The 22,047-nt window shown below is 39.6% G+C and carries 17 protein-coding genes; 11 read left to right on the top strand and 6 right to left on the bottom strand.

From position 1 onward, the window contains the following. Window positions 1-47 precede the first annotated feature (47 nt). The 3 genes from V7K98_RS08140 to V7K98_RS08130 all read left to right on the top strand — a co-directional run bounded on the left by V7K98_RS08140 (window position 48) and on the right by V7K98_RS08130 (window position 2,135). Window positions 48-491: a Uma2 family endonuclease gene (locus V7K98_RS08140; RefSeq protein WP_335020543.1), complete on the top strand. Its 444-nt coding sequence runs from the start codon at window positions 48-50 to the stop codon at window positions 489-491. Between the two features lie 119 nt (window positions 492-610). Next, a complete protein-coding gene (locus tag V7K98_RS08135; protein WP_335020541.1) occupies window positions 611-1,084 on the top strand; it encodes a DNA phosphorothioation-associated protein 4 in 474 nt (157 codons plus the stop codon). Window positions 1,085-1,157: 73 nt separating this feature from the next. Next, on the top strand, window positions 1,158-2,135 hold the full coding sequence (locus V7K98_RS08130) for an HNH endonuclease (protein WP_335020539.1): 978 nt from the start codon (window positions 1,158-1,160) through the stop codon (window positions 2,133-2,135). Here V7K98_RS08130 and V7K98_RS08125 read toward each other — a convergent pair whose 3' ends face one another. Then, on the bottom strand, window positions 2,136-3,728 hold the full coding sequence (locus tag V7K98_RS08125; protein WP_335020537.1) for a DGQHR domain-containing protein: 1,593 nt from the start codon (window positions 3,726-3,728) through the stop codon (window positions 2,136-2,138). A gap of 152 nt (window positions 3,729-3,880) precedes the next feature. On the opposite strand from V7K98_RS08125, the gene dndC reads away from it, so the two are divergent. Then, window positions 3,881-5,536, top strand: coding sequence for a DNA phosphorothioation system sulfurtransferase DndC (gene dndC, locus V7K98_RS08120; protein WP_335020535.1), 1,656 nt, complete (start codon window positions 3,881-3,883; stop codon window positions 5,534-5,536). A 35-nt stretch (window positions 5,537-5,571) separates the two neighbouring features. Next, on the top strand, window positions 5,572-7,557 hold the full coding sequence (dndD, locus tag V7K98_RS08115) for a DNA sulfur modification protein DndD (protein ID WP_335020533.1): 1,986 nt from the start codon (window positions 5,572-5,574) through the stop codon (window positions 7,555-7,557). Between the two features lie 13 nt (window positions 7,558-7,570). On the opposite strand, the gene brxL is transcribed toward dndD, so the two are convergent. From brxL to V7K98_RS08090, 5 genes are read right to left on the bottom strand one after another with little or no spacing between them, the layout of a single operon-like run. Further along, window positions 7,571-9,019 carry a BREX system Lon protease-like protein BrxL gene (brxL, locus tag V7K98_RS08110; protein ID WP_335020531.1) on the bottom strand — a complete coding sequence of 483 codons (1,449 nt, stop codon included), beginning with the start codon at window positions 9,017-9,019 and terminating at the stop codon, window positions 7,571-7,573. Beyond that, on the bottom strand, window positions 9,006-11,195 hold the full coding sequence (locus tag V7K98_RS08105) for a hypothetical protein (RefSeq protein WP_335020529.1): 2,190 nt from the start codon (window positions 11,193-11,195) through the stop codon (window positions 9,006-9,008). The genes brxL and V7K98_RS08105 overlap by 14 nt, the downstream gene beginning before the upstream one ends. Beyond that, a complete protein-coding gene (locus V7K98_RS08100) occupies window positions 11,188-15,504 on the bottom strand; it encodes a hypothetical protein (RefSeq protein ID WP_335020527.1) in 4,317 nt (1,438 codons plus the stop codon). Before V7K98_RS08100 ends, V7K98_RS08105 begins: the two co-directional genes overlap by 8 nt. Window positions 15,505-15,537: 33 nt before the next feature. Further along, window positions 15,538-15,978 (bottom strand): hypothetical protein, encoded by a 441-nt coding sequence (locus V7K98_RS08095; RefSeq protein ID WP_335020525.1) that lies wholly within the window; start codon window positions 15,976-15,978, stop codon window positions 15,538-15,540. Continuing rightward, window positions 15,968-16,792 (bottom strand): DUF4007 family protein, encoded by an 825-nt coding sequence (locus tag V7K98_RS08090; RefSeq protein WP_335020523.1) that lies wholly within the window; start codon window positions 16,790-16,792, stop codon window positions 15,968-15,970. Before V7K98_RS08090 ends, V7K98_RS08095 begins: the two co-directional genes overlap by 11 nt. 452 nt (window positions 16,793-17,244) lie before the next feature. On the opposite strand from V7K98_RS08090, the gene dndE reads away from it, so the two are divergent. The 6 genes from dndE to V7K98_RS08060 all read left to right on the top strand — a co-directional run bounded on the left by dndE (window position 17,245) and on the right by V7K98_RS08060 (window position 21,995). Beyond that, a complete protein-coding gene (gene dndE / locus V7K98_RS08085) occupies window positions 17,245-17,631 on the top strand; it encodes a DNA sulfur modification protein DndE (RefSeq protein WP_335020521.1) in 387 nt (128 codons plus the stop codon). A 52-nt stretch (window positions 17,632-17,683) separates the two neighbouring features. Further along, on the top strand, window positions 17,684-19,141 hold the full coding sequence (locus V7K98_RS08080) for a DNA phosphorothioation-associated putative methyltransferase (RefSeq protein WP_335020519.1): 1,458 nt from the start codon (window positions 17,684-17,686) through the stop codon (window positions 19,139-19,141). Window positions 19,142-19,285: 144 nt separating this feature from the next. Beyond that, a complete protein-coding gene (locus V7K98_RS08075) occupies window positions 19,286-20,587 on the top strand; it encodes an AmpG family muropeptide MFS transporter (RefSeq protein WP_335020517.1) in 1,302 nt (433 codons plus the stop codon). After that, complete coding sequence (locus tag V7K98_RS08070; protein WP_335020515.1) at window positions 20,572-20,976, top strand: ABC transporter permease; 405 nt, start codon at window positions 20,572-20,574, stop codon at window positions 20,974-20,976. Before V7K98_RS08075 ends, V7K98_RS08070 begins: the two co-directional genes overlap by 16 nt. A gap of 219 nt (window positions 20,977-21,195) precedes the next feature. After that, entirely contained in the window at window positions 21,196-21,387 is a 192-nt protein-coding gene (locus tag V7K98_RS08065; protein WP_335020513.1) for a hypothetical protein, read from the top strand. A gap of 8 nt (window positions 21,388-21,395) precedes the next feature. Then, window positions 21,396-21,995, top strand: a complete 600-nt coding sequence (locus V7K98_RS08060) for a GNAT family N-acetyltransferase (protein ID WP_335020511.1) — start codon at window positions 21,396-21,398, stop codon at window positions 21,993-21,995. Window positions 21,996-22,047 lie beyond the last annotated feature (52 nt).

Raw genomic sequence — 22,047 nt, 5'->3', positions numbered from 1 at the left:
CGCAGAGGCGCGGAGGTTTTTTAGTTACAGTTGAGAAAAAGGGAGGAATGAGGTTATGTGCTGGTGGTGAAATTTATGCAAGTCTACGGGATTACGAACGTCTAACAAAGAGTGGCTATGCTTTACCTGATAATGTCGGTTTTATTGTCAATCTCCCTCATCGTCGTTCTTTAAGTCCTGATGCCACATTTTATACTGGTAAACCTACAGGTGGGAAGTTCCTTAATGGTGCGCCTGTGTTTGCTGTTGAGGTGAGAAGTGAAAATGATTATGGTGATAAGGCTGAGAAAGATATGGAAAGTAAACGCCGTGACTATTTTGCGGCGGGGACTTTGGTAGTTTGGGATGTGGATGTACTCAAAGAGGAAGTTATCAGAGTATATCGCGCTAGTAATCCTGAAGAACCCCAAATTTATCGCCGTGGTGAGGTAGCGGAAGCTGAACCCGCGTTACCAGGATGGACTATGTTGGTGGATAATTTGTTTGTTTAGCTTTGTTTAGCGATCGCATTGCCCACATACTATCATAAAATCATACCTTGGCAATTGCGTAAACGTAGCGATCGCTTTTAGCTGTCGGTTAAGATGGCAACAATGTAGATATTAAGACAATGGCTGAAACTGGTAGAATCAGGGTTGCTAAAGATAAAGCTGAGTTGGTGAAAGGTTTAACATCTTCAGATGGTGGAACAGGGCCTTTTAATACTTTTGCTGATGTGATTGTGTTTGCAGCTGCGTTGGGCGCAAAGCATAAAAAACGCGTACCTTTAGGGGAAATTTCTAAAAGGGAACCATCACCAATACCCCAAGAACAGTTTATAGTCAGGGGATATAATACGGTAATAAATTTAATAGCAATTGCTGAAATTCAAGATATAAAAGTTTTATCTCTTCAAGAAGGAAACAATAACGAAAAACGTAATTATATCTTTGAAGAATATGCCAATGGTGGACTTGAAATATTACAAGCAGAAATCCGGGGGGCAGTAGATTATTCTGAAAGAGTTTTATTGATGCTCAGTTCTGAAAGATTTCAAGATAACTCCCAAGAAGAGGATTTTGATTTAAGCAAATTTCTTTCATAAATTAGCATAGATTTACGCTTAATCATTACCAACCTCTTCAGAAGATACTTGTGATATATAGAAAAATGAAAAAATGAGTGAAGCAAAACAGCCAGCAAATCAGAGAAGTTTAGTTTATTATTGTGAATGTTTCTCTAATATTAAGGTATACAAAAGTCAGAAAAATGGTGATGCTCTTAATAAACCTATATTACTTTTATCTATAATTGATCTAATTACACAAGATTTAATTACAGATAATCGTATCATCATATCAGATGAACTGATTGATACCTTTAAGAAGTATTGGGAAGTACTTGCTTCTAGTACTTTTAAGGGAAGTGATTTTGCCCTTCCTTTTTTTCATCTAAAAAATGATAATGGTAAATTTTGGCATCTCAAGTATAGTTCTGGATATGATGGTGGTCGTCCTCAAACAATTCCTAAACTAAAGGAAGATGTTGACTGTGCATATTTGGATGATCAACTATTTAATTTAATTCAAGATGAAATTTCTAGGCAAATATTAATTGATGCACTTGTTTCAGCTTGGCTCCCATCTGAAGATAATACAATAGAAAATTTTTTAACAATTAATGAAAATTTTCAAGATGTCTCCTTAAAAATAGAGAAAACTATTGAGTCTAGTAATTTAGAACCTAATCCCAGATATAGGTTAAAAAAAGAAGTAATTAGAAATGCTTTTTTTAGGAAAGCAATTGTAAATATTTATGATTATAAATGTGCTTTTTGTGGGATAAAAGTTACTAAATCTGTAAGTCAAAACATCGTTGATGGCGCACATATCAAGCCATTTTCACAGTTTTATGATAGTAAAATTAATAATGGAATTGCTCTTTGCAAAAATCATCATTGGGCATTTGATAGGGGTTGGTTTGCTGTAGATGAGCAATATAAAATCATAGTTAGTAATGATTTGGAAGAAGCATCGCCCCATGCTAAACCTATGAAAGATTTTCATGGTGAAACAATACTTCTACCAAATACAGAGCAACACTTTCCAGAACTGGAAGCGCTGCAATGGCATCGTCAAAATATATTTCAAGCATAATTACAGGATGTGTGGAAGTCCTACCGCTTTCGGTTCAACAAACTCGCCATCAAAACCTATAGTTTTCTTTTCCACAGTCCTAGCATCCGCCAAAGCCTTACGAAGTTCAGCACGTTCCATCTGTTCTTGAATTCCACCCAGGATGTAAACTAATAACTTCGTTGCTAAATCTCGTCCAGCAACCTGCACCCGCTTTTTATTTGGGTCATACAAAACCCCATACCAGAGAGATTGGGGATATTCCATACCACTAAAGCCGCCTTGCTGGTCAAACTTCCGCAGCTTCTTAAAAATATCTGCTAGGGAAAAACCTTTTTTAAATACCAAAATTCCCAAAGCTTGCGCTAATGCAACTTGAGCAACTGGACGGAAAAGCATATTTCCTTCACCTCCATCTTTCTCAAAGCTGAAACGCCGTAAAGCTGGTGTGTCCTCGTGTTCTAAAATCTTATAACTGGAAAGACTAGCCAAATTATCAAATAGCTTGCTAAATTCCTGAATTCCCTGCTCAAGTTCTTCATCCTCTGGACGCATGGGAATTAGACCTTTCTCCAAGGGTTTCCAGTGAGGGAACTTTTGACCCAAATATCGCTCAGACATATCTTGCAGAGCTTGCAAGGTGGTTAAGACTGTAGAATTCGAGGCTACTGTTGCACTATTCCAATTAACACGAGGATTGCGTTCTTCTCGTTGTTCTAATAATGGATGTGTAACTGCGATTTTCCTAGCAACGATCGCAAAACCATCATCTTCATTCAACTGTGTTAGTTGTCCTTTAGTCAAGGGTGCAGCCATCAAGTTAACATGAACAAAAATCGATCTTACCCTGCGCCTCGCCTGGGTGCGAGTTTCCCCAGCCGCTACCGCACAGATGAACTCAATACCAATTTTTTCCTTGGGTAAATTTTGCAAGTAAGCAAGGTCTACTTGGTACTTGTCAATCAAATCATTTACTGTAATAAAACTGTCATCAACACCTTTATCTTTTTTATAGCGCTGAAGTTTACGAGTTTTGATTAACTCCATCAACCCCTTTACGCCCATTAATCGATGTTGACCATCTAGTGCATAAATAGTTACATCATCCTCAGAAATATTTAGCAGACCTACTTTAGCGTCTTTATCTAGAGGGATAAAATCAGTCGTAGACTTTCTGGCGCGTCCTTCGCTATCCCATTCAGTAGCTTTGGGATTATCCACCCACGCTTGATTAATTACTACCAGCACTGGCGGAAACTTATGGTTGTCTCTAGCCACTAAATACTGGACTAGCGGTGCTTGACGTGACCAATCAAGGGGACGTTGCTGAATTTCATCAATGCTATCCGCGTCAATCTCGACATTATTAGTCTCAGGATTGTACTTTTTCTGAAATAGAGGTAAGTCAGAAGCGAAATGAACCCGACCTGCAAACCATTCCAGTGTAACAGAGCTAACATAAGCCTCAGTACCACCCATCTCGATTTTTTGAACGAGAATCTGATCTTTTATCCCTAAAAACTTCTCCAAGAGTAAAGCTAGTACCTCTTTTTCCTTGTTTTCTCGTTCCATGTACTCTCTAGTGATATCAGCAGTTGAGTCAGAGTCTTTCATGTTAATTTTTAAAAATTATGTATAAAATATGAAATTACAATTCGTGTTAGGATTATGGGTTTATTAATTTTTTGCCTTAAAGTCTGTACAATACAGTGGCTACCCTCAGAACAATTCAAGGAAGGGTGAAAAATATCCATAGGTAAGAAGAAATGGCTACAGCACAACAGCAAGAAGATAAAAATCAGCAATTACGTACTGTAGCAGAGTTAGTGGATTATATCCAAGCTCTCACCACTGAAATTCAAGAATTATACTGTTTAGATGAGATCCCTTGGGTGGTGGGCTATTCGGGCGGAAAAGATAGTACTGCCACCTTACAGCTGATCTGGAATGCGATCGCAGCACTCCCCCAGGAAAAGAGAACTAAAACCATCCATGTTATTACAACTGATACGCTGGTAGAAAACCCTGTAGTCTCTGTTTGGGTACGTAATTCTTTAGAACAGATGAAAGTTGCGGCTATTGAGCAAGAAATGCCAATTGAGCCCCATTTGCTTTATCCTGCAATTAAGGATACCTTCTGGGTAAACTTAATTGGGAAAGGCTACCCAGCACCGCGAAACAGATTTAGATGGTGTACTGAACGCCTTAAAATTCAACCATCTGACAGCTTTATCCGTGCAGTTATTAGGTCTAGTGGTGAAGTAATTCTTGTCTTAGGTACACGCAAGGCTGAAAGTACTAAACGTGCAGCTACGATGGCTAAACATAGAGAATGGCGGGTACGCGATCATATAAATACGAATCCCAACCGACCTAACTCATTGATTTATCTTCCTATCGAAGATTGGCGTACTGATGAAGTTTGGATTTACTTAAATCAGTGGCAAAATTCTTGGGGATATAGTAACAAAGACTTATTCACTATGTATCGAGGTGCAACAGCCGATAATGAATGTCCACTAGTTGTTGATACTTCTACTCCTAGCTGTGGTGATTCCCGATTTGGCTGCTGGGTTTGCACAATTGTTAGTAAGGATAAATCGATGGAGGCAATGATCCAAAATGATGAAGAAAAAGAATGGATGCAGCCTCTATTAGATATTCGTAATGAACTAGATATTAAAGAGGACTGGGACAAGAGAGATTTTCGACGGATTTGGGGAGATGTCCAACTATTTGAACGCAATAAAAACGGGGAAATTTCTGTTGAACCAATACCTGGCCCATATACAAAATATTGGCGCGAACATTGGCTCAGACGATTATTAGAAGCGCAAACAAAAACCCGTCAAACAGCGCCAGAAAATATGCGCGATATCACCCTAATTACTCTCGAAGAAATGAGCGAGATTCGCCGCATTTGGCTAGAAGAAAAACACGAATTTGATGATAGCTTACCCCGTATTTATCAAGAAGTGACTGGTGAAGAATTTCAAGACCCCCGTCCTGGTGCTGACCTTAGCTTATTAGGTAGCGATGAATGGGCTGTGTTAGAAGAAATCTGTGCAGATGACACTATGCACTTAGAACTCATGGCGAAGCTTTTGGACACAGAACGCCAATTTCGTAAAATGTCGCGGCGCGTGGGAATCTATGACACATTAGAAAAATGCTTTACTACTAGTTCGCGTTCTAAAGATGAAGCGGTTAAAAATGCTCATTTGAAACGGGATTTGAAAGCAGCAGCTGAACAAGGTGATATTGAAAAGGTCAAGCAGCTAACTTTAGCAGATTTTGTTGTCACGAATGCACAATCTGACGTAACGACACAACAAGCTGACGTAACCAATGCTAGACAATCTGCTGATGAGGCTAAGACTTGGGCAAATATAAAATATAAAAATAGAGAGACAAAGCTTTAAGTTTGCTGTTCATCATATTTTATTCTTAAATATCAATGATATTTCTTGAACTTGTACTACAAAACTTTGGCCCTTACTCTGGAAGACAAGTAATCAATCTTGATCCAAGAAAAGATGAAAATCTGCGCCCAATTATTTTATTAGGCGGGATGAATGGTGGGGGGAAAACTACGCTAATGGATGCTATCCGCCTTGTACTTTATGGTCATCGCGCTCAATGTTCTACCCGTGGTAATTTGAGTTATAACGATTTTCTGAACCAATGTGTTAATAGTAAAGCTAACCCTGCCGAAAAAACCCGGATTGAATTAGTTTTTGAACACATTGAAGATGATAAACCAGTAAAATATCGGATTGTCAGAACTTGGGAAAAAAATCCTAAAGATGGTAAAGATTATTTGGGAATTTTAGGCGATGATGATACTTGGCCTGTTGATTCTTTGGTGAATACCTGGGATGACTATATAGAAAATCTGCTGCCATTAGGAATTTCTAATTTATTTCTCTTCGATGGTGAACAAGTAAGAAACCTTGCAGAACAGGAATCACCACCACAGATTGTAATTGAAGCCATTCGCGGACTTTTAGGGCTAGAATTATCTGATCGTTTAGTAGTTGATTTGGATATTTTAGTCAACCGCAAACGTAAAGAATTTGGTAATAGTAAGGATTTATCAAACATAGAAGAAATTGAAAAAAGATTGACACAACAGCAACAAGATTATCAAGAAAATGAACAGAATTTAGAAAATATAAAAAATCAATTAGAAGAATTAGAAGTAAAGCAACAAGAAGCCTTTGATAAATTTATTTCTGAAGGTGGGAAGATTGCAGCAGAACGCAATCAACTAGAACTACAACAGGATACAAAAACTGCGGAAATTGAACAAGTACGTCAGTCAATGCGTGAATTAGCGGCTGATGTTTTACCTCTGGCATTAATTCCTAATTTACTTAATCAGGCGCAAGCACAGGGAGGAAAAGAATTTCGCCACCAACAGGTACAAATTTCTAAAGATTTGTTAATTGAGCGAGATCAGCGCTTACTCGCTTGGCTAAATCAAGTGGAAATTTCCCCGACTCAAGTTGAAAAAATTCAATCATTTCTAGTCCAAGATGTAGATAATTTATATACAAAGACTATCCAGATAGAAGCACCTTGGTTGTTAGCCGATGATGAAACATTAAGTCAGCTAGATAATCTCATCTATCACTTACAAAATTCTCAACTTTCTGCAAAAGAGAAATTAGCTATTATCAAAAAAAAAGAAGAAGAAATTCACAGTCTAGAAAGACAAGTGCAAACAGCAGCAGCACCAGAAGATTATACAAAGCTGCGTCAAGCACTAGAAGCGGCACAAAATCAAGTTGTTGAAGCTAAAGCAAATTATGAAACAATCCGCCGCCGTTTAGCTGAATTAGAAACTATTATTTCCAAGTCAAAAAGAGAATTGAGTGAATATACGGTCGAAAATATTAAACATAAAAATAACGAACATATTATCACCTCAGCAGCAAAAGTTCAAGAAACACTTAAGATTTTTCGTGAAAAATTAACTCTGCGAAAACTCAATAAATTAGAGGAGGAAGTTAAAAATTGCTTCCTTTATCTTCTCCATAAATCAGATTTAGTGCATCGTATCGCCATTGATACTAATACATTTGGACTTTCTCTATATGATTTAAATGGTAAACCAGTCCCGAAACATCGTCTTTCTGCTGGGGAAAAACAATTATTAGCGATCGCATTCCTCTGGGGTTTAGCCAAAGTCTCTGGACACCGCTTACCAGTAGCAATCGATACGCCACTAGGTAGACTCGACTCCTCGCACCGCAGTAATTTAGTTGAACGTTACTTTCCTTCCGCCAGTCACCAAGTCATTTTGTTATCTACGGATACGGAGATTGGCAAAAAAGAAGTCGAAACACTGCGAGAAAATGAAGCGATCGCCCGTGAATATCTCCTCAAATACGACTCCGCTACCCGTCAAACAACCATACAACCAGGATATTTTTGGTAGTAGATATTGACTGTTACTTTGCTTCTACATGAATTTCTCTACCAAGCTGCCTGAATTCATCATCCAGATAATATAGTGAATTTCGGATAGCTTGGCGCAGTTTACAAGCAGGTTTTAGACAATCATCCTCGTAGTCCATTAATGTTAATTCTAAATGGGGATAGAGAATTTTCAGAAAACCTGATGCTGATTTGAGGATGGCATTCTGATCGCGAATCGTAACATTTTTTTCAAAGTGAGTATGCTGCTGTACGTAAGACATGAAGCGATTATCTTGGCGTAGAGATAGCAAGGCTTCACCAAAGAAATCCATTTTTAAACCAACTTGAGAAGCTACCATTTCTCTTTGAAACTTGGGAATTTTCCAACCAGGGATAATCCCAGATAGTCGGTCTAATAATGCAGTCTCAGTAAAAAACTTTGGCAGGTTAGCCATTAAATTATCTTCATTGCGTGGTTGTAATTGCTCATCTAATTCAATATTTGCCAGCATCACTAACCCGCAATCACTAGAAATATCTGCAAAACCAGAGCGATTATAACGACCGCTAGCAAGATAATTTTTTAGTGGGCCAATGACCTCTTCAGGATTATCGAATGTTAAACTTTGAACTTCATCTAGAACCACAACTTGATGACGACCGAGTAAACCAACTTCTTTAGTTCTACCGTTAATAAACAATTGGGCGGGAGTAACTTTACCACCGCTAATTAAACTAACTTTGCTGCTGATATTTTCAAAAAAGAAGCTTTTACCAGTGCCTTTAGGAGCTAGTTCTATGACATGATAATTAGGTTCTACTAATGATAGCAACCTAGCCAATATCCATGTTTTTGCTTCCTGGTCATAACTCGGATGTTGAGGGTTAAAACCCATTGAGCAAAATATTAAATCTCGCCATTGTTGGGTATTGAATCTTGCCCGACATTCGGCATAACTTTGCAAGTCAACTTGCGAACATTGAAATGGTTCAAAGTCCATCACTTCTACTTTACCGTCGGGAAGCATAGCTAAAGTAATTTTCCCCCAAATTCCTTGGCGTAAAAGTACTTTATAGCGTTCTACGATATCAGTAGCAATGCTACATTCAGTTAAATTTAACGCCGGAATTTGTGCCAATGGTTCAGGAATTGTTCTTCCTCCCTGTTCTAATTTGATGCGTACCTGCATTAGAGCAATGAGTTTTCGTATTTCTCCCTGAGTCAGATCAAAAATAATTTCGTTACGGTCATCTTTGCGGGGAAATGCTTTTTGAATAAAGTTATTGACTTTTTCTAATTCTATAGATGTGAGTGTTCCCGAACCAGGGACAATTTTATCTAGCAGCCATTCAGCAACAAAACTAGGTAAACCAATTGAACTGAGTCCACTGGATGGCAACCTAGTTTTATCAATACAGAGATTACCAAAAATCTCATGAACTAAATCGTTATTGTAGGTTATTCCTTCATAAGAATTCATCTATATTAAATCCACTACTGAATATTTGCTTAACGATAATTTTCGATTCAGGAACTAGGGCAGCATTTGCATTTTCAGCATTGGCAAATCGAAAGGTTAATTCACCAGATAGGAATAAGTCATTTTCTTGATTTGGTGGTAATTCTGGCACTTCGGGAATTATTATTTTGAAATTACAGCTTTGATGGGCTAGAATTTGCTGTGCTAATGGTTTTCCCTGCTGAAAAGAGGGCAATTCCTGAATATATAGACAAAGGTTTGTTAGCGGTACTGAATTGAGATTATCGATAGTAATTTCCAGTTCTCCTGATTGTTTGGGTTTACCTTCACCCAAGCAAAAAACTGATACAGGATGGCGTTGGATAGATTTTCGCAGCACAGATACACCAACTACAACTTCTTCAGGAAATAGCCCCCCGTGAGAACCAATAATTTTTTTATTGCTAGTGTAACTGAAAGAACTTAAGCTAGCGGAGCCTTTGACAATACTAATGTCATGGGGAAGGCTGTAGCGATCGCCTTCTAAAACCACAAACCTGCTATCATCAGTTTTACCAATGGCCATCCTTCCCTTGGGTTCCAGTCCTGGGGGGCAGTCAGTAATTTTTTCAGAAGTACCCATCATCTGACCGTGGTCGCTGGCAATAATTATTCTCAGTGCTTCTGGATTGGGGTATTGTTGCAAACAGTAATCAATCTTTTTGGCAATACCTTCTAGAGTGTGGGGACGGTCGAGTTCGTAAAAGCTTTGCCAGTCTTTTTTACTGTGATAAAGACTATCGAACTCATCTGTATCCCAGCAATACAACTTATGTGTCTTTTTTCTTAAAGCGTTGTAGAGTTTGTCAACTTGTCCATCTGTATAACGTTTGCCTACACCCATTTTTACAAAAGCTTTACCAGCATCAGCAACCCAACCAGAATCATTAGGCAAAAGTTGAGCGTATAGACTCCATTTAGCATATTCTGTTTTGGTGGGCAGGATGCTAAAGTAAGGTGCGATCGCAGTTTCTACAGCGAGTTTGTAATCCTTTGTTAGAAAAGATAGCAGTTCTAAGTGGTCTAACCATCCCAAGCCATCGACCACAACCCATAACACAGGACTTTCTTGGCAAAGATTTTGCACTTTTGAAGCAACGCTGTAGTTGAGGTACGAATTTTCTACAGAATCTACCTGCATCTGTGGATAGTGCTGGAGTATCCATTCGACAAAGCTATCTGCCAAACTCTCACTAATTTTTGGTACAGCAGCAGATTGCTTGATGACTTCCCAGCGACGGAAGGGTAGGTAATCTTTTGTAGCCCAAGCTAAAGCTTCTTGGGGAGTAGCATCTAAAGCCAGAGGTTGGGGTGGAGGTTGGTTAAAGCTTAATTCTTGCTTCTGCTGATAGCTCAGATAGGGGGTAACTTTGGCTTCCCTTGCCCGATTAATCCAGTTAGGTCGATTGCCGAAAAGTTTGTAAGCACAATTTGCAATCCGCTCCATACCTACTTGGTTAGTAGGCTTTAGGGAATCCAGAACTTTGCCTTCGGTGCGCGAGATGAGTTGTTCCCAGTAGCTATCAAACTCTTCGGTTAGTAAGTCGGGAACTGGCAAGGGATACTTGCCGATGTCGTTCAAAACTGGTTCTGCTATGCCTAACCAGCGACGCAAAAGCAATAATTTATCTTCAGTCTGGTAGTAAGTTGCTAACTCATGTTCCTTAAACTGCTGCTGCCAAACTTGCTCAAAAGGTTTGTATTCTTGTGGAACCGAAATTGCTAACCAAGCGGCGAGATGGGAAATAGATGGTTCAATAAACCATATCTGCCCATTAATTTCCGTAATATTGTCTGCCAAAAAGTGAGCAATAGGGTTTTCTTGGGGATAAGCATCTAACTTGGTAGCAAAAATCAGTAATTGTTCGTCAGTCCAGTCATGGGGTAAGGGTACAGTATCAAACAATTGTGCTAGTTTGTTGCGAGGATGTTTTTTAATTTCCGCGATTTCCTCAGTCTTATTCCACACTCGCAGCCAAGTTTTTGCCCATTCGCATAATCGCTCACCTTTTACCCAGCAGGGAGTAGTACTAACACCAAAAAACTGTATCCATTCCACTTCTGTGGTGACAGGGATATAGCCGGAGGGAATATCGTATAATCCAGTAGGGTCTAATATGATATGTTTATCACTCATCCGTCTTTTCTGAGAGAATTTGCCCTAACCTCTCGTACACATTTTGTTGCCCTAAACGGGGAAGTTGCCGTAACAGTACGAAAATTTGATTGGTTATATCTTTCTTCTGTTCCTCAACGCATTGACCTTCTATATTCTCTAGTAACTGAGTTTCTGTTACACTAATTAAGTTAATATAATCAGATTTTTTAGCTTGAATTTGCTCCAATAACTTGTTTGCTGCTTCTAGTTTCTCTGCATCATCAAACGATTGCTTTATTTGAGTACAACTGGTTTCTAAATTTTTGATCCATTTCTGGGCAGCAGCTTGTTGCTGCTGAATAATTTGTGATTGTTTTTGTTGATATTCCTGTATTTTATTCCTAACATTTACTTCTAACTGATAAATTTTCTCTTGAAAGCGGTCAGTATTATGGATATTCAACTGCTGACTAGCAATTATTGCCAAAACATCATTATAACTGGCAATAGAATCACTTTGTTGATAGCGAATTTCCAGACTTTGTATTTGCTCTAGGTCATGCTTTAAACTCGGAATTTGTGGTTGTAGTTGTTGATAGGCTTGGTAATCAGCCGAATCTTGAAAGACAACATCAAGCTTGGCATATTCTGTATTAATAACATCTAATTCTGTGAGGTTATTTACTGACTGGAGTCGAGTTTTGAGATTTGCAAAACTAGAACGATCGCTAGTGATTTTGTTTTGAATTAACTGCACAAGTTCAGCAATTTCATGCTTAAATTTATCAGGATAATTGAAGCGAGATTGTAAAGTTTCAATTTCTTGCAGCGCTTCTTGAGAAAGATGAATTGTTTGGATTTTAGTTGCAGAATTGCGAATATTCTGCATGATTTGTGTATCTTCGGCTTGCTTTTGCCCTGCTTCTGCCTGCTGCCTGATGTCTGTTAATCTGATGTTGCTGGTACGGAAGGCATTTTGCAAACTCTCAATTAGGTGGCGAGGCAAATCTGTAATCTGGGTAATCTGGTCAATAATTCCTTGAATTTCTATTTGATAAGCACTACAAGCTTGTTCGGTAGATAGTGACTCAGCACGTTTGTTTTCTGCTGCTACAAGTTGGTCAATTTTATTACTGACAGTTTGCAATGCTTGGGAGAAGCGATCGCGCTGTTGTTGTGTTGGTAAAATTAAAGTGTTTGGCGATCGCTTCAACAGTTGCGGGTAAAGTGGTAACAGTGCTGCCAACTGTGCCTCACGAGGTAAGTTTTCCAGTACTTCTGTCGGTTGGAACCACTTGTCAATTTCAGCAACCGCAGCACTCACCAGCTTTCTATTCTTAGTTAATTCTTCTTTTTCTAACCCTTCCGGTTCATTAGACTCTAAAAAAGCAGCAACGGCTTCTAGATACTCCTGTGCCTGGTCATATTCTATAGGCGATGCCGCAAGAGTCGGCATTTGTGTTTGTTGACGACGAATCAGTTTAGACTTTTGTTTAATAATCCATTCTTCAACAAATGCTGTGGGGTTTTGCAGAATATCAGTATTGCCCCAAGCTTGCAGAGACTTATCTTGTAAAGGAACAATCTCTGCTTTTTTAGTGGTAAGTTTGATGCGTCCTCGTAAAATAACTTCTTTGCGGTGGATTGCCAACCATCCTGCTAGCAACATGGTAAAATTATACTCGCTATAACCAAAAGGTGGGGTAGAAAGTACTTGCCAAATTTTTTCTAAGTCAAAAGTATCTTTTGGTAATCCTTTTAAGTCAGTTATTTCAGAGATTTTATCCCAAGCAGCGCGGATTTTTTCATGAGTTGGTTCTTGAACGATATATTTATCAGACGTTTTCTTAAATAGACCCCATAACTTGACAAAAATCTGGTCAAGAACAGTCCTATAAGACTGGTCTTGAAGCGTTTGTTGACTAATATTATTTTCTATGAAGATTTGTTTTGCAGTCCAGCCGACAATCTTTTTACCTGTCTGATGGTCTGAACGCATTTTATCAATTTCATCCACAGGCGGAACGAAGGGATACAAATCTTGTAGCAGTAAACTGATTACTCGTTGTGCTTTGTGTTGTTCAGCAGAGGGAATTTTCTCGATTCCTACACAATAATAAGTGCAATTATTTAATAACCTCGTTAACCGCTTGTTCGCCTCTTCTTGCCAGCGCTGAAGCTGTTCTTGATACGCTTTTCCCAACAATCTTTTATCAGCACTGTCAGTTTCTTCAAGAGCTTTTATCTGTAGAATAATCCGGGCTAAATTTCCAGTTTCTTCTGTAGGAATAGCAACGGCTATACGATTTTTAATCGGTGTTCTAGATAAATAATTAGCTATAGTATTACGAAACTCTTGCAACTCTTCTTGAGTCTCTGTCAGAACATAAGCTAAAATTCCCTTCTCTTTGGTATCTTTCAGAATCCGATTATTCTCTAGCGCTCTAATGAATTTATCAATACTATATATCTTACGTTCAAACTGCCAGTCTTCACTCACTAATTTGTTATCTTTGACAAACTGGGTAGCACTAATTTTAGTATTAGACGGATATTGTTTAAGAATATTAATCTCACTACAGTAGGTCACTACATCATTAATAGATGTTGTGAGTGATTTGATTTTTTCCTCAATTTCTTCTTGAATACCTTTAGGGTTAATTCCTTCCCAGAAACGGTAAAGTTTAACCTCTGGTCGGTGGTAAATTAAATCTCTTTCCTTTTCTAGTTTATCTAGCGCTACCTGGAGTTTAGATTTAGATAAACCTGTCAAAGCTAGTAAAATTTCTTGATGATCTTCCCGGTCGGGCTTGGTCAGTTTTTCTCCACTAGCTTCATATAAAAATAAAGCTTTGACAGCAATTAATTCATCTGTATCATCAGCACCTAGAACTAAATCTACAGCTTTTTTATATTGAGTATAAACAGGATAGTTAGAAAAGTTCTCTAGAAAGGTATCTACTAAAGCAATGGGATAGATATAATTGGGTTTTCCAGAATTTTCTACAGGTTGAGTTGCGATAAAATTTTTGACATAGCCTTTTATAAACTGGATAGCAGTCCGGTCTTGGGTAAAATCAAGGTTGCACAGTAGATATGCCGTCAGAGGATGGAGGGGAAAACAACCCTCGGATAAGTGGGTATAAAACTCTTGAAAAGACCAGCCTTTTTGTCTATAAATTTTAATTCTTCGCTCGAAAGCTGTTTCAGCTTCTCTCCTGAGAGTGTTATCCCACTTAGAACGAAATGTTTGCCAATTAGCATTATTTTTTCGCAGCAATAAGTTCTCTATAACTAGTTCTAAGCTAGAAGCGGGGTTGTAAGTAGTCCCATCTTTTGGTGCAAGGCGAGTTGCAATTTTTTGGTATTCTGATATTACATTGGCAGAAATCCCAACTCCTTGACCAGGATGAATTTGAGTGAAACTTAAAAGAGCGATTTTCCCTTTATAGTTTTCGCAAATATTGGTAATATTTTGCAGTGCCGTACCTCCAGCACCAATATCATCTGCTGCCCAAGCTTTCAGATATTGGTTTAGCTCATCAAACAAAATTAAAATACCTTGAAAGTGGGCATTTTGTCCAGTGCAATGATTTGTTATCAGGTCTTCTAAAATTGCTTGAATATTTACATCAGCAGTAAAATCAGGAGTAAATCCCGTGATTTCAAAGGCAAGTTTTTTAACAGTGGATATAACACCAGAGTTATTTTCTCTGAGTAAGCGGATGAGAGAATTTAAATCACTATCAGGATTACCAATACTTTGTAGATATTTCTCTACTTTTGCCCTATTCTCTGGATTCAAACTTTCCAAGTAGCGTAAGGGTTCGCTGCATATATGTTGTGCTAAAGAATCCTGAATACCTTCTACTTCAAGACTTTTGACGAGTTGTTGCAGAAATTGCTTCCTAATATCGCCGCCTGTGTCACCACTTAGACAGATAACTAAATGTTGGTGGCGTTGATTTTGTTTAAAAAGCTTCAAGCCTTCAAGAACAGCCTGACTTTTCCCAGATGTAGCCTTTTCCACTTGTGATAAAATCTCTTGCACTTCCTGACTCTGGAAAGGTTTTTGGAAAAAGTTGGCTATTGCGATCGCAAAGTGCGACTTACCCTTACCATACTGTTGAATCATCAAATGGATGTTCGGCTGATTCGCACTATGATAGCTACGGCGCACCGCATCCAAAATACCAACTGTCGATGACTCCGGTTTTGTTGGGTCGTAGTTAAAGATAAAACTTTCGCATAAAGATAAATTATTCTCTGAATCATCAATCATGCCAAAGTTCACAGAACTGGCAATACTACCCTTTTCGTTGATTTCAACAAGTTGGTTGAGGAGCATAGTAAATTTAAAATGGCAGATGCAAAAGGATGATTATCCTGAAGGAATACGCTTAATTCGCTCTGGCGGCCAATTTTTCGGTGCTAGTGGCTGGGGTAGCAGTATCCATAACAGTCTTTCTAGCTTCCGCGTCTCTTCCAGTTGTTTCCAGAAAAGGGTAATGCGACTGCCAGATGTGATTTGCAGATAGGTAATCAGACAATCTAACCCTTCGAGTAAAACAATCTGTTTGCTAACCCCAGAACACATTAACTTGATGGCACTGAGTTCGATATCTAAATTGTGATGAAGAGCAAGAAAACTTTCTCCCGGATGAATCCGTTGTAGCAAATTTTTTCGGTAATTGACCCGATGGGCGTTGTTGTAATGAGCGATACGCAGCAGTTCGCTTTCATCAGGTGTGTCCCAAAGTAGCAGATGAATTCGGTCATCAGGTCTGGCATCTCCCAGCAGCAAGTAATTTTTATCTGTCATACGCCTTCTCTAGCAGTGCCAAGGGTTCATCCCATCGCGGAATCACCTGAAACGGAGGTACTGCCCGTCGCTGTTCGATGATGCCATAAGCTTCCATTGCATTTAGCTGTTCTTGTAATGCCTCTGCTTTCACTCCCAGTACGGCAGCAAGTCCCATTTTCTCATTCAATATCGACTCAGTGAGAACGGAACCTTCACTTTTAAAGTCACGTTCCCACAACTTTGCCAAGAAATATCCCACTAAATAAGAGTTAGGTAAACGGGCATCTCCGCTAACATATTTATCCTCTTGTTTGGTGATCAACTTGCAAGCTGCTAAAGCGTGGAACTCAGTGTATGCTCGTAAGATAAATTTAATTCTGTCAGAAATTACTTTGCTTTCTTCTTCAAAAACCGATGTACTGTGATATAGCAATTCTTCACTCGTAAATTTATTATAACGAGGTAAAAATGTATATATAAAGTAAGACCATCCACCCCAATCAGCAGGATTCTCTGGTGTTGGTTTTAGACCGCGATCGCCAAAACTTAAATAGAAGTGCATCAACCAGTCTGTAATATTTGACTCAAAGCTAGGGTCTAGCCGCAAGACAATTTCTCCTTCCAGACTGGGACGATTCTTCTTAATTAACCCTGCACGTCCTGCCCAACTTTTTACTCTTCCTACTTTGACATTACCTAAACTTGTTTTCTCCATCAAATTGGGCAAGCTATCATCTAAGCCTTTATCTTGGGCAGCAGCATGAAGAAGCCTACTTATTTCATCTTTTTTGAGCGCAAAAGAACCATTAAAATGTAATTGTAATTTAGCCATAATATCCTTTTAAAATAAAATTTTATACAGAATAATTCAGTAGGAGTTTTGTATGACTGGGCGTTGATATTTATATGTGTAATTGGATATTATACCAAATTAATTCAGGACTTACCCATGACACGTTTACTAAAGAACGGTGCGTGACGCTATGAGATCCTCATCTATATACAGGGTTTTGCCGCAGCGTCACACACCCTACAAATATCATGTGCCAGTTGCGTAATACCAATTCTCTATGAAGATGCGCCTAATTATTTTGAGACATAGTGAATTATCTTTAAAAAACCTCTGCGTACCTTAGCGCTAACCTCCGCGTACCTTTGCGTTAAAAAAATCTAGTATTTGAAGCAGCTTTATAAAGAGACGGTATCAGTTCTGTAATTAACCATTTGTTATTTCTCGTTACTTATGTGAAAGCATAATGTAAAGTATTTCTTTAACCTTTAATCATGGAATCGCCAATCGAAAGAATAAAACTTTCTCAAACAGCCAAAGACCAACTTACCAAACTTAAGCGCAGCACCAAAATCGACCAATGGAATATCCTATGCCGTTGGGCGTTTTGCCGTTCCCTCGCAGAATCAACCACACCCTCCCCTGTCCCAATTCCTCAAGATAGCAACGTCGAGATGACTTGGCGCGTCTTCGGCGGCGAAATGTCCGATATACTCCTCCTCGCCCTCAAGCAACGCTGTCATAATGACGGCTATCCCACCGACAAAGAAACCCTCGCCACCCAATTCCGTTTGCATTTGCATCGCGGTATTGGCTACTTAGCAGGCGATCCAAATATCAAGAAAATTGAAGATTTAATTGAACTGGCGGTCAAAGATTGAAAGTATATTAGTTGACTGTTAACTGTTCACTGTTAACTGACAACTAATTATTATGCCTGAAGCGCTAGAAATTGAGCGTCATCGAGCTGCGATCGCTCGCCCCGACATCTCTCGCCCTGTACGATTGGCAATGGAATGGGCAATCCTCAATCCAGACACCACTTTTTTTGACTACGGTTGCGGCTATGGTGGTGATGTGCAGCGAGTAGCAAACTTAGGTTACACCAGCGCAGGCTGGGATCCTTACTACCATCCCGATGTCCCACGCACCGCCGCCGATGTGGTCAATTTGGGTTACGTCCTCAACGTTATTGAAGATTCAGAGGAACGCCGTCAAAGCCTTATCCAAGCTTGGGAACTCGCCAGCAAAGTTTTAATTGTCGCTGCTCAAATCCTGATTAACGCACCCAGCAAAACCCAACTTGCTTACAATGATGGCATTGTGACGCGTCGCAACACTTTTCAGAAATATTACGAGCAACAAGAACTTAAAACTTATATTGATGAAGTTCTAAATGTCGATGCAGTACCGATCGCACTAGGCGTATATTTTGTTTTTCGAGATGAAGCCGAAAAAGAAAGCTACAAAGCTATCCGCTTCTTTTCTAAGACTTCTACACCGCGAGTCCGCATCCCCAGTAAGCGGTTTGAAGACTATCAAGAACAGCTGCAACCACTCATGGCGTTTTTTACCAAGCGCGGTAGACTACCCGTGAAAGGCGAATTGGAAAATGAACAAGAATTGCTAAGTGAGTTTGGTAACTTCCGCCGCGCCTTTGGTGTAGTTTTGCAAGCTACTGATGAGGCTGAATGGGATGCGATCGCTTATCGTCGTTCTCTCGATATCCAAGTTTATCTCGCTCTGACTCACTTTGATAAACGTCCCGCATGGCAAAAGCTAGCCCCAGAAATGCGCCACGATATCAAAGCTTTTTTCAGCAGCTATGAGGAAGCTTGTCAAGTAGCCGACCAAAAACTTTTCAGCTTAGGTAAATCTGGAGTAATTCAAGCTGCGTGTGAAAAAAGCAAAATAGGTAAACATACACGCGGTGCCCTTTATGTCCATATTTCGGCACTTGCAGCACTCGATCCCTTGCTGCGAATCTGTGAAGGCTGCGCTAGCCGCACCATTGGGCGTGTAGATGGAGCCACATTGATCAAATATCACACTGATAAGCCGCAAATATCCTATCTGTTTTACCCTGATTTCGACACCGATCCCCATCCGGCGTTAAAAGCCAGCATCGGTATTGACTTAAAAACTCTCTTCATAACTCACCGAGACTATGCAACAAGAGCAAATCCGCCAATTTTGCACCGAAAAGAAACATTTGTTACTAGCGACTACCCACGCTACGAAGAATTTGCTAAACTCACCCAACAAGAACAGGAATTAGGATTGCTCAAAGACAAAAGCGCTATCGGCACTCGTGAAGGTTGGGCAAAATACCTTGCTGCATACGGGGTAGAAATCAAGGGGCATGAGATTTATTCAATTAAGGAAAATTAAGGAATAATCACACTGTTAGAGCAGCATTGATATGTATCTTAAATAAAGAAAATATTAGCAGATTTGTGTGCTTATACGAAATTAGACAGCAGGTATGGCAAGATAACTGCAATTCAACTTAGATAACAAGGAATCTTCAATATTGTGCAAGTAAATAAATCGCTGCTACGAATTTTTGGCAGCCAGAAGATGGGAGCTTTGTTATTTCTTGGCTTCTCATCAGGGTTGCCGTTGTATTTAACCAGTCAGACATTACAAGCGTGGTTGACCAAAGAAGGGATTGGCTTGGCAGCGATCGCCGCTTTTAGTTTAGTTAAGCTACCATATTCTTTAAAATTTCTCTGGTCGCCTTTACTAGATAGATTTGTACCGCCTTTTTTGGGGCGACGTAGAGGTTGGCTGGTAATTACACAAGTAGCATTACTGTTAAGTATAGCTACAATGGCTTTACAACACCCATCCCAAGGGCTACAACCTTTAATAATTGCTGCTGTGGCCGTTGCCTTTTTTAGCGCCAGCCAAGATATTTTAGTTGATGCTTACCGCACTGATGTAGTGGCAGCAGAAGAAAGAGGTGCTGGGGCATCTATTTACTTGTTGGGTTATCGCATTGCCATTCTAGTAACTGGTTATGTCACCCTATTTTTAGCAGATAGGATGCCTTGGCAAACCGTTTACTTGTTGATGTCGCTGTTGATGCTGGTAGGTTTGGTAAGTTCTATTTTTGCACCAGAACCAGTACTGCGCGATCGCCCACCTCAGACTTTATCCGCCGCCGTCAAATTACCCTTCATTGAATTTTTCCAGCGTCATGGCTGGCTACAAGGACTTTTAATTTTGGTATTCATTGTGATCTACAAGCTGGGAGATTCTTTACTAAAGAATGTATCCACCCCATTTTTGTTAGATAAAGGCTTACATTTCACTCAAACCGACATCGCATTTCCTGGTGCATTGGGAATTTTCGCCACTATTGTTGGCACTTTGGCAGCAGGAGCAATAATGACTAAAATTGGTGTTAATCGCTCACTCTGGATATTTGCTATACTCCAAGCTGTCGGTAACTTGGCTTTTTTTGCGTTAGCAGTAGTTGGTAAAAACTTCTATCTCATGTTAGCAGCCGTTAATATCGAACAATTCTGTGCTGGTCTAGAAACTGCTGCTTTTGTAGCATTTTTGATGAGTCTTTGTAACCAAAGCTTTTCAGCTACACAGTACGCCTTACTTTCCAGTTTACAAGCTTTTAGTAGAGATATTGTCACGGCTCCAGCAGGTACATGGGCACAAGCCACCGGTTGGTCTACATTCTTTCTACTGACAGCAATAGCAGCTTTGCCAGGATTACTATTATTGCCATTTTTTGCCCCTTGGAATCCCAAGCCAGTGGTAGTATTATCCAGACCAGGACTTGACGACGAAGAAGAGGATATATGGGGAATCAAGTAGTTATTGCTGTAGGCACATTTATTCTCTTACTTACTGGTTTATTACTTGGCTATGTTCTCTCCCAGTTAGTTCTGGGATTTCTGACATTTAATCTCCTAACTTTTTTTGGAACACTCAGCCTAATTTTAATTTTTGGTACACTTTATTACGTTTTATTTTGGCAGTTACGAAGAGATCAGTCTCGACCATCAACTATAAATCAAGGGATACCAAACCAGGTAGACGATGGTGTATCTGATAGCTATCTCAAAAATAGGCTAATTGCTAAGTTATCTGGTGACACTGCCGCAGCCGAACGGTTAATTGAACAGGCAAAGGAAACTTATCCTGGAATGCCGGAAAATTGGTATTGCGAAAGAGTGCTTGATGACTTAGAACGCGGTCAATAATACTAGGGGAGTAGGGAGTAGGGAGTAGGGAGTAGGGAGTAGAGGGAGATGAGGGAGAATTATTTAACAAGTTTCTTCCCCAATTCCCAATTCCCAATTCCCAATTCCCAATTCCCAATTCCCAATTCCTAAATACAGAAAATTGCTAAAATAAAGAATACTTCACAAATCTTCAGCTAGATTAGCATAAAAGTTTCTAGCTCTCTTTGCAATTAAAATATGGCTATTTTTCGTCAATACATCGCCCCACTGCTTGCAGTTTTGGTATTTCTCTTTGCCCTAGTCGCAGTCAGCGCCCGCATCTTTTTACCATCCGATATGGCAGCACCTGCACCAATTGAAGAGGTAGGGATAAGTTCTCAACCCACTCCTGCTAATTTGCCACCCGCACTTCAAAACTCAGCTAGTTAACTCAATAAATGCCAGAAGTGTCTGAGCAACTACTACCAGGGTATATGATTCGCCGTGGTTCCACATTGGAGCGATCGCTACTGCTTAAATTCATGCACCGAACTTACGAGGATCTCTTTCCCAATGAAGATTTTTCTCACCTAGAACAAACTCTTAAGCAATACTTTTCTAGCGATACGCCTTTGTGGTGGGTAGAAGAAGAGGGGGAGCGCGGGGAGATGAGGGAGACAAGGGGACAAGGGGACAAGGAGAATAATTATACTCAATCCCCAATTCTCAATTCCCAATTCCCAATTCCCAATCCCCAATTCCCAATCCCCAATTCCCAATCCCCAATTGCCTGCCTTTGGGTAGGCAATGCCATAGATCAAGTGCAGGGTAATCGTCATGCTCATATCTTTATCCTCTACGTTGTGCCAGAATATCGGCGACTGGGTATTGGTACAGCTTTGATGCGATATGTGGAGAATTGGGCTATTCAAAGAGGCGATCGCCAAATTGGATTACAAGTGTTTCAATCCAACAAACCAGCATTAAATCTTTACAATCAGTTAGGTTATCAAACCCAATCCCTGTGGATGGTAAAATTCCTGGGTGCAGAAAAATAAACTAGAGGATAGCCATAATATACTTTAGCGTTTGAGTATATAGCGGTTCTCG

Origin of the sequence: Nostoc sp., assembly GCF_036917435.1 — a bacterium.
Classification (GTDB): domain Bacteria; phylum Cyanobacteriota; class Cyanobacteriia; order Cyanobacteriales; family Nostocaceae; genus Nostoc.
This window is presented reverse-complemented; position numbering and strand designations above follow the sequence as displayed.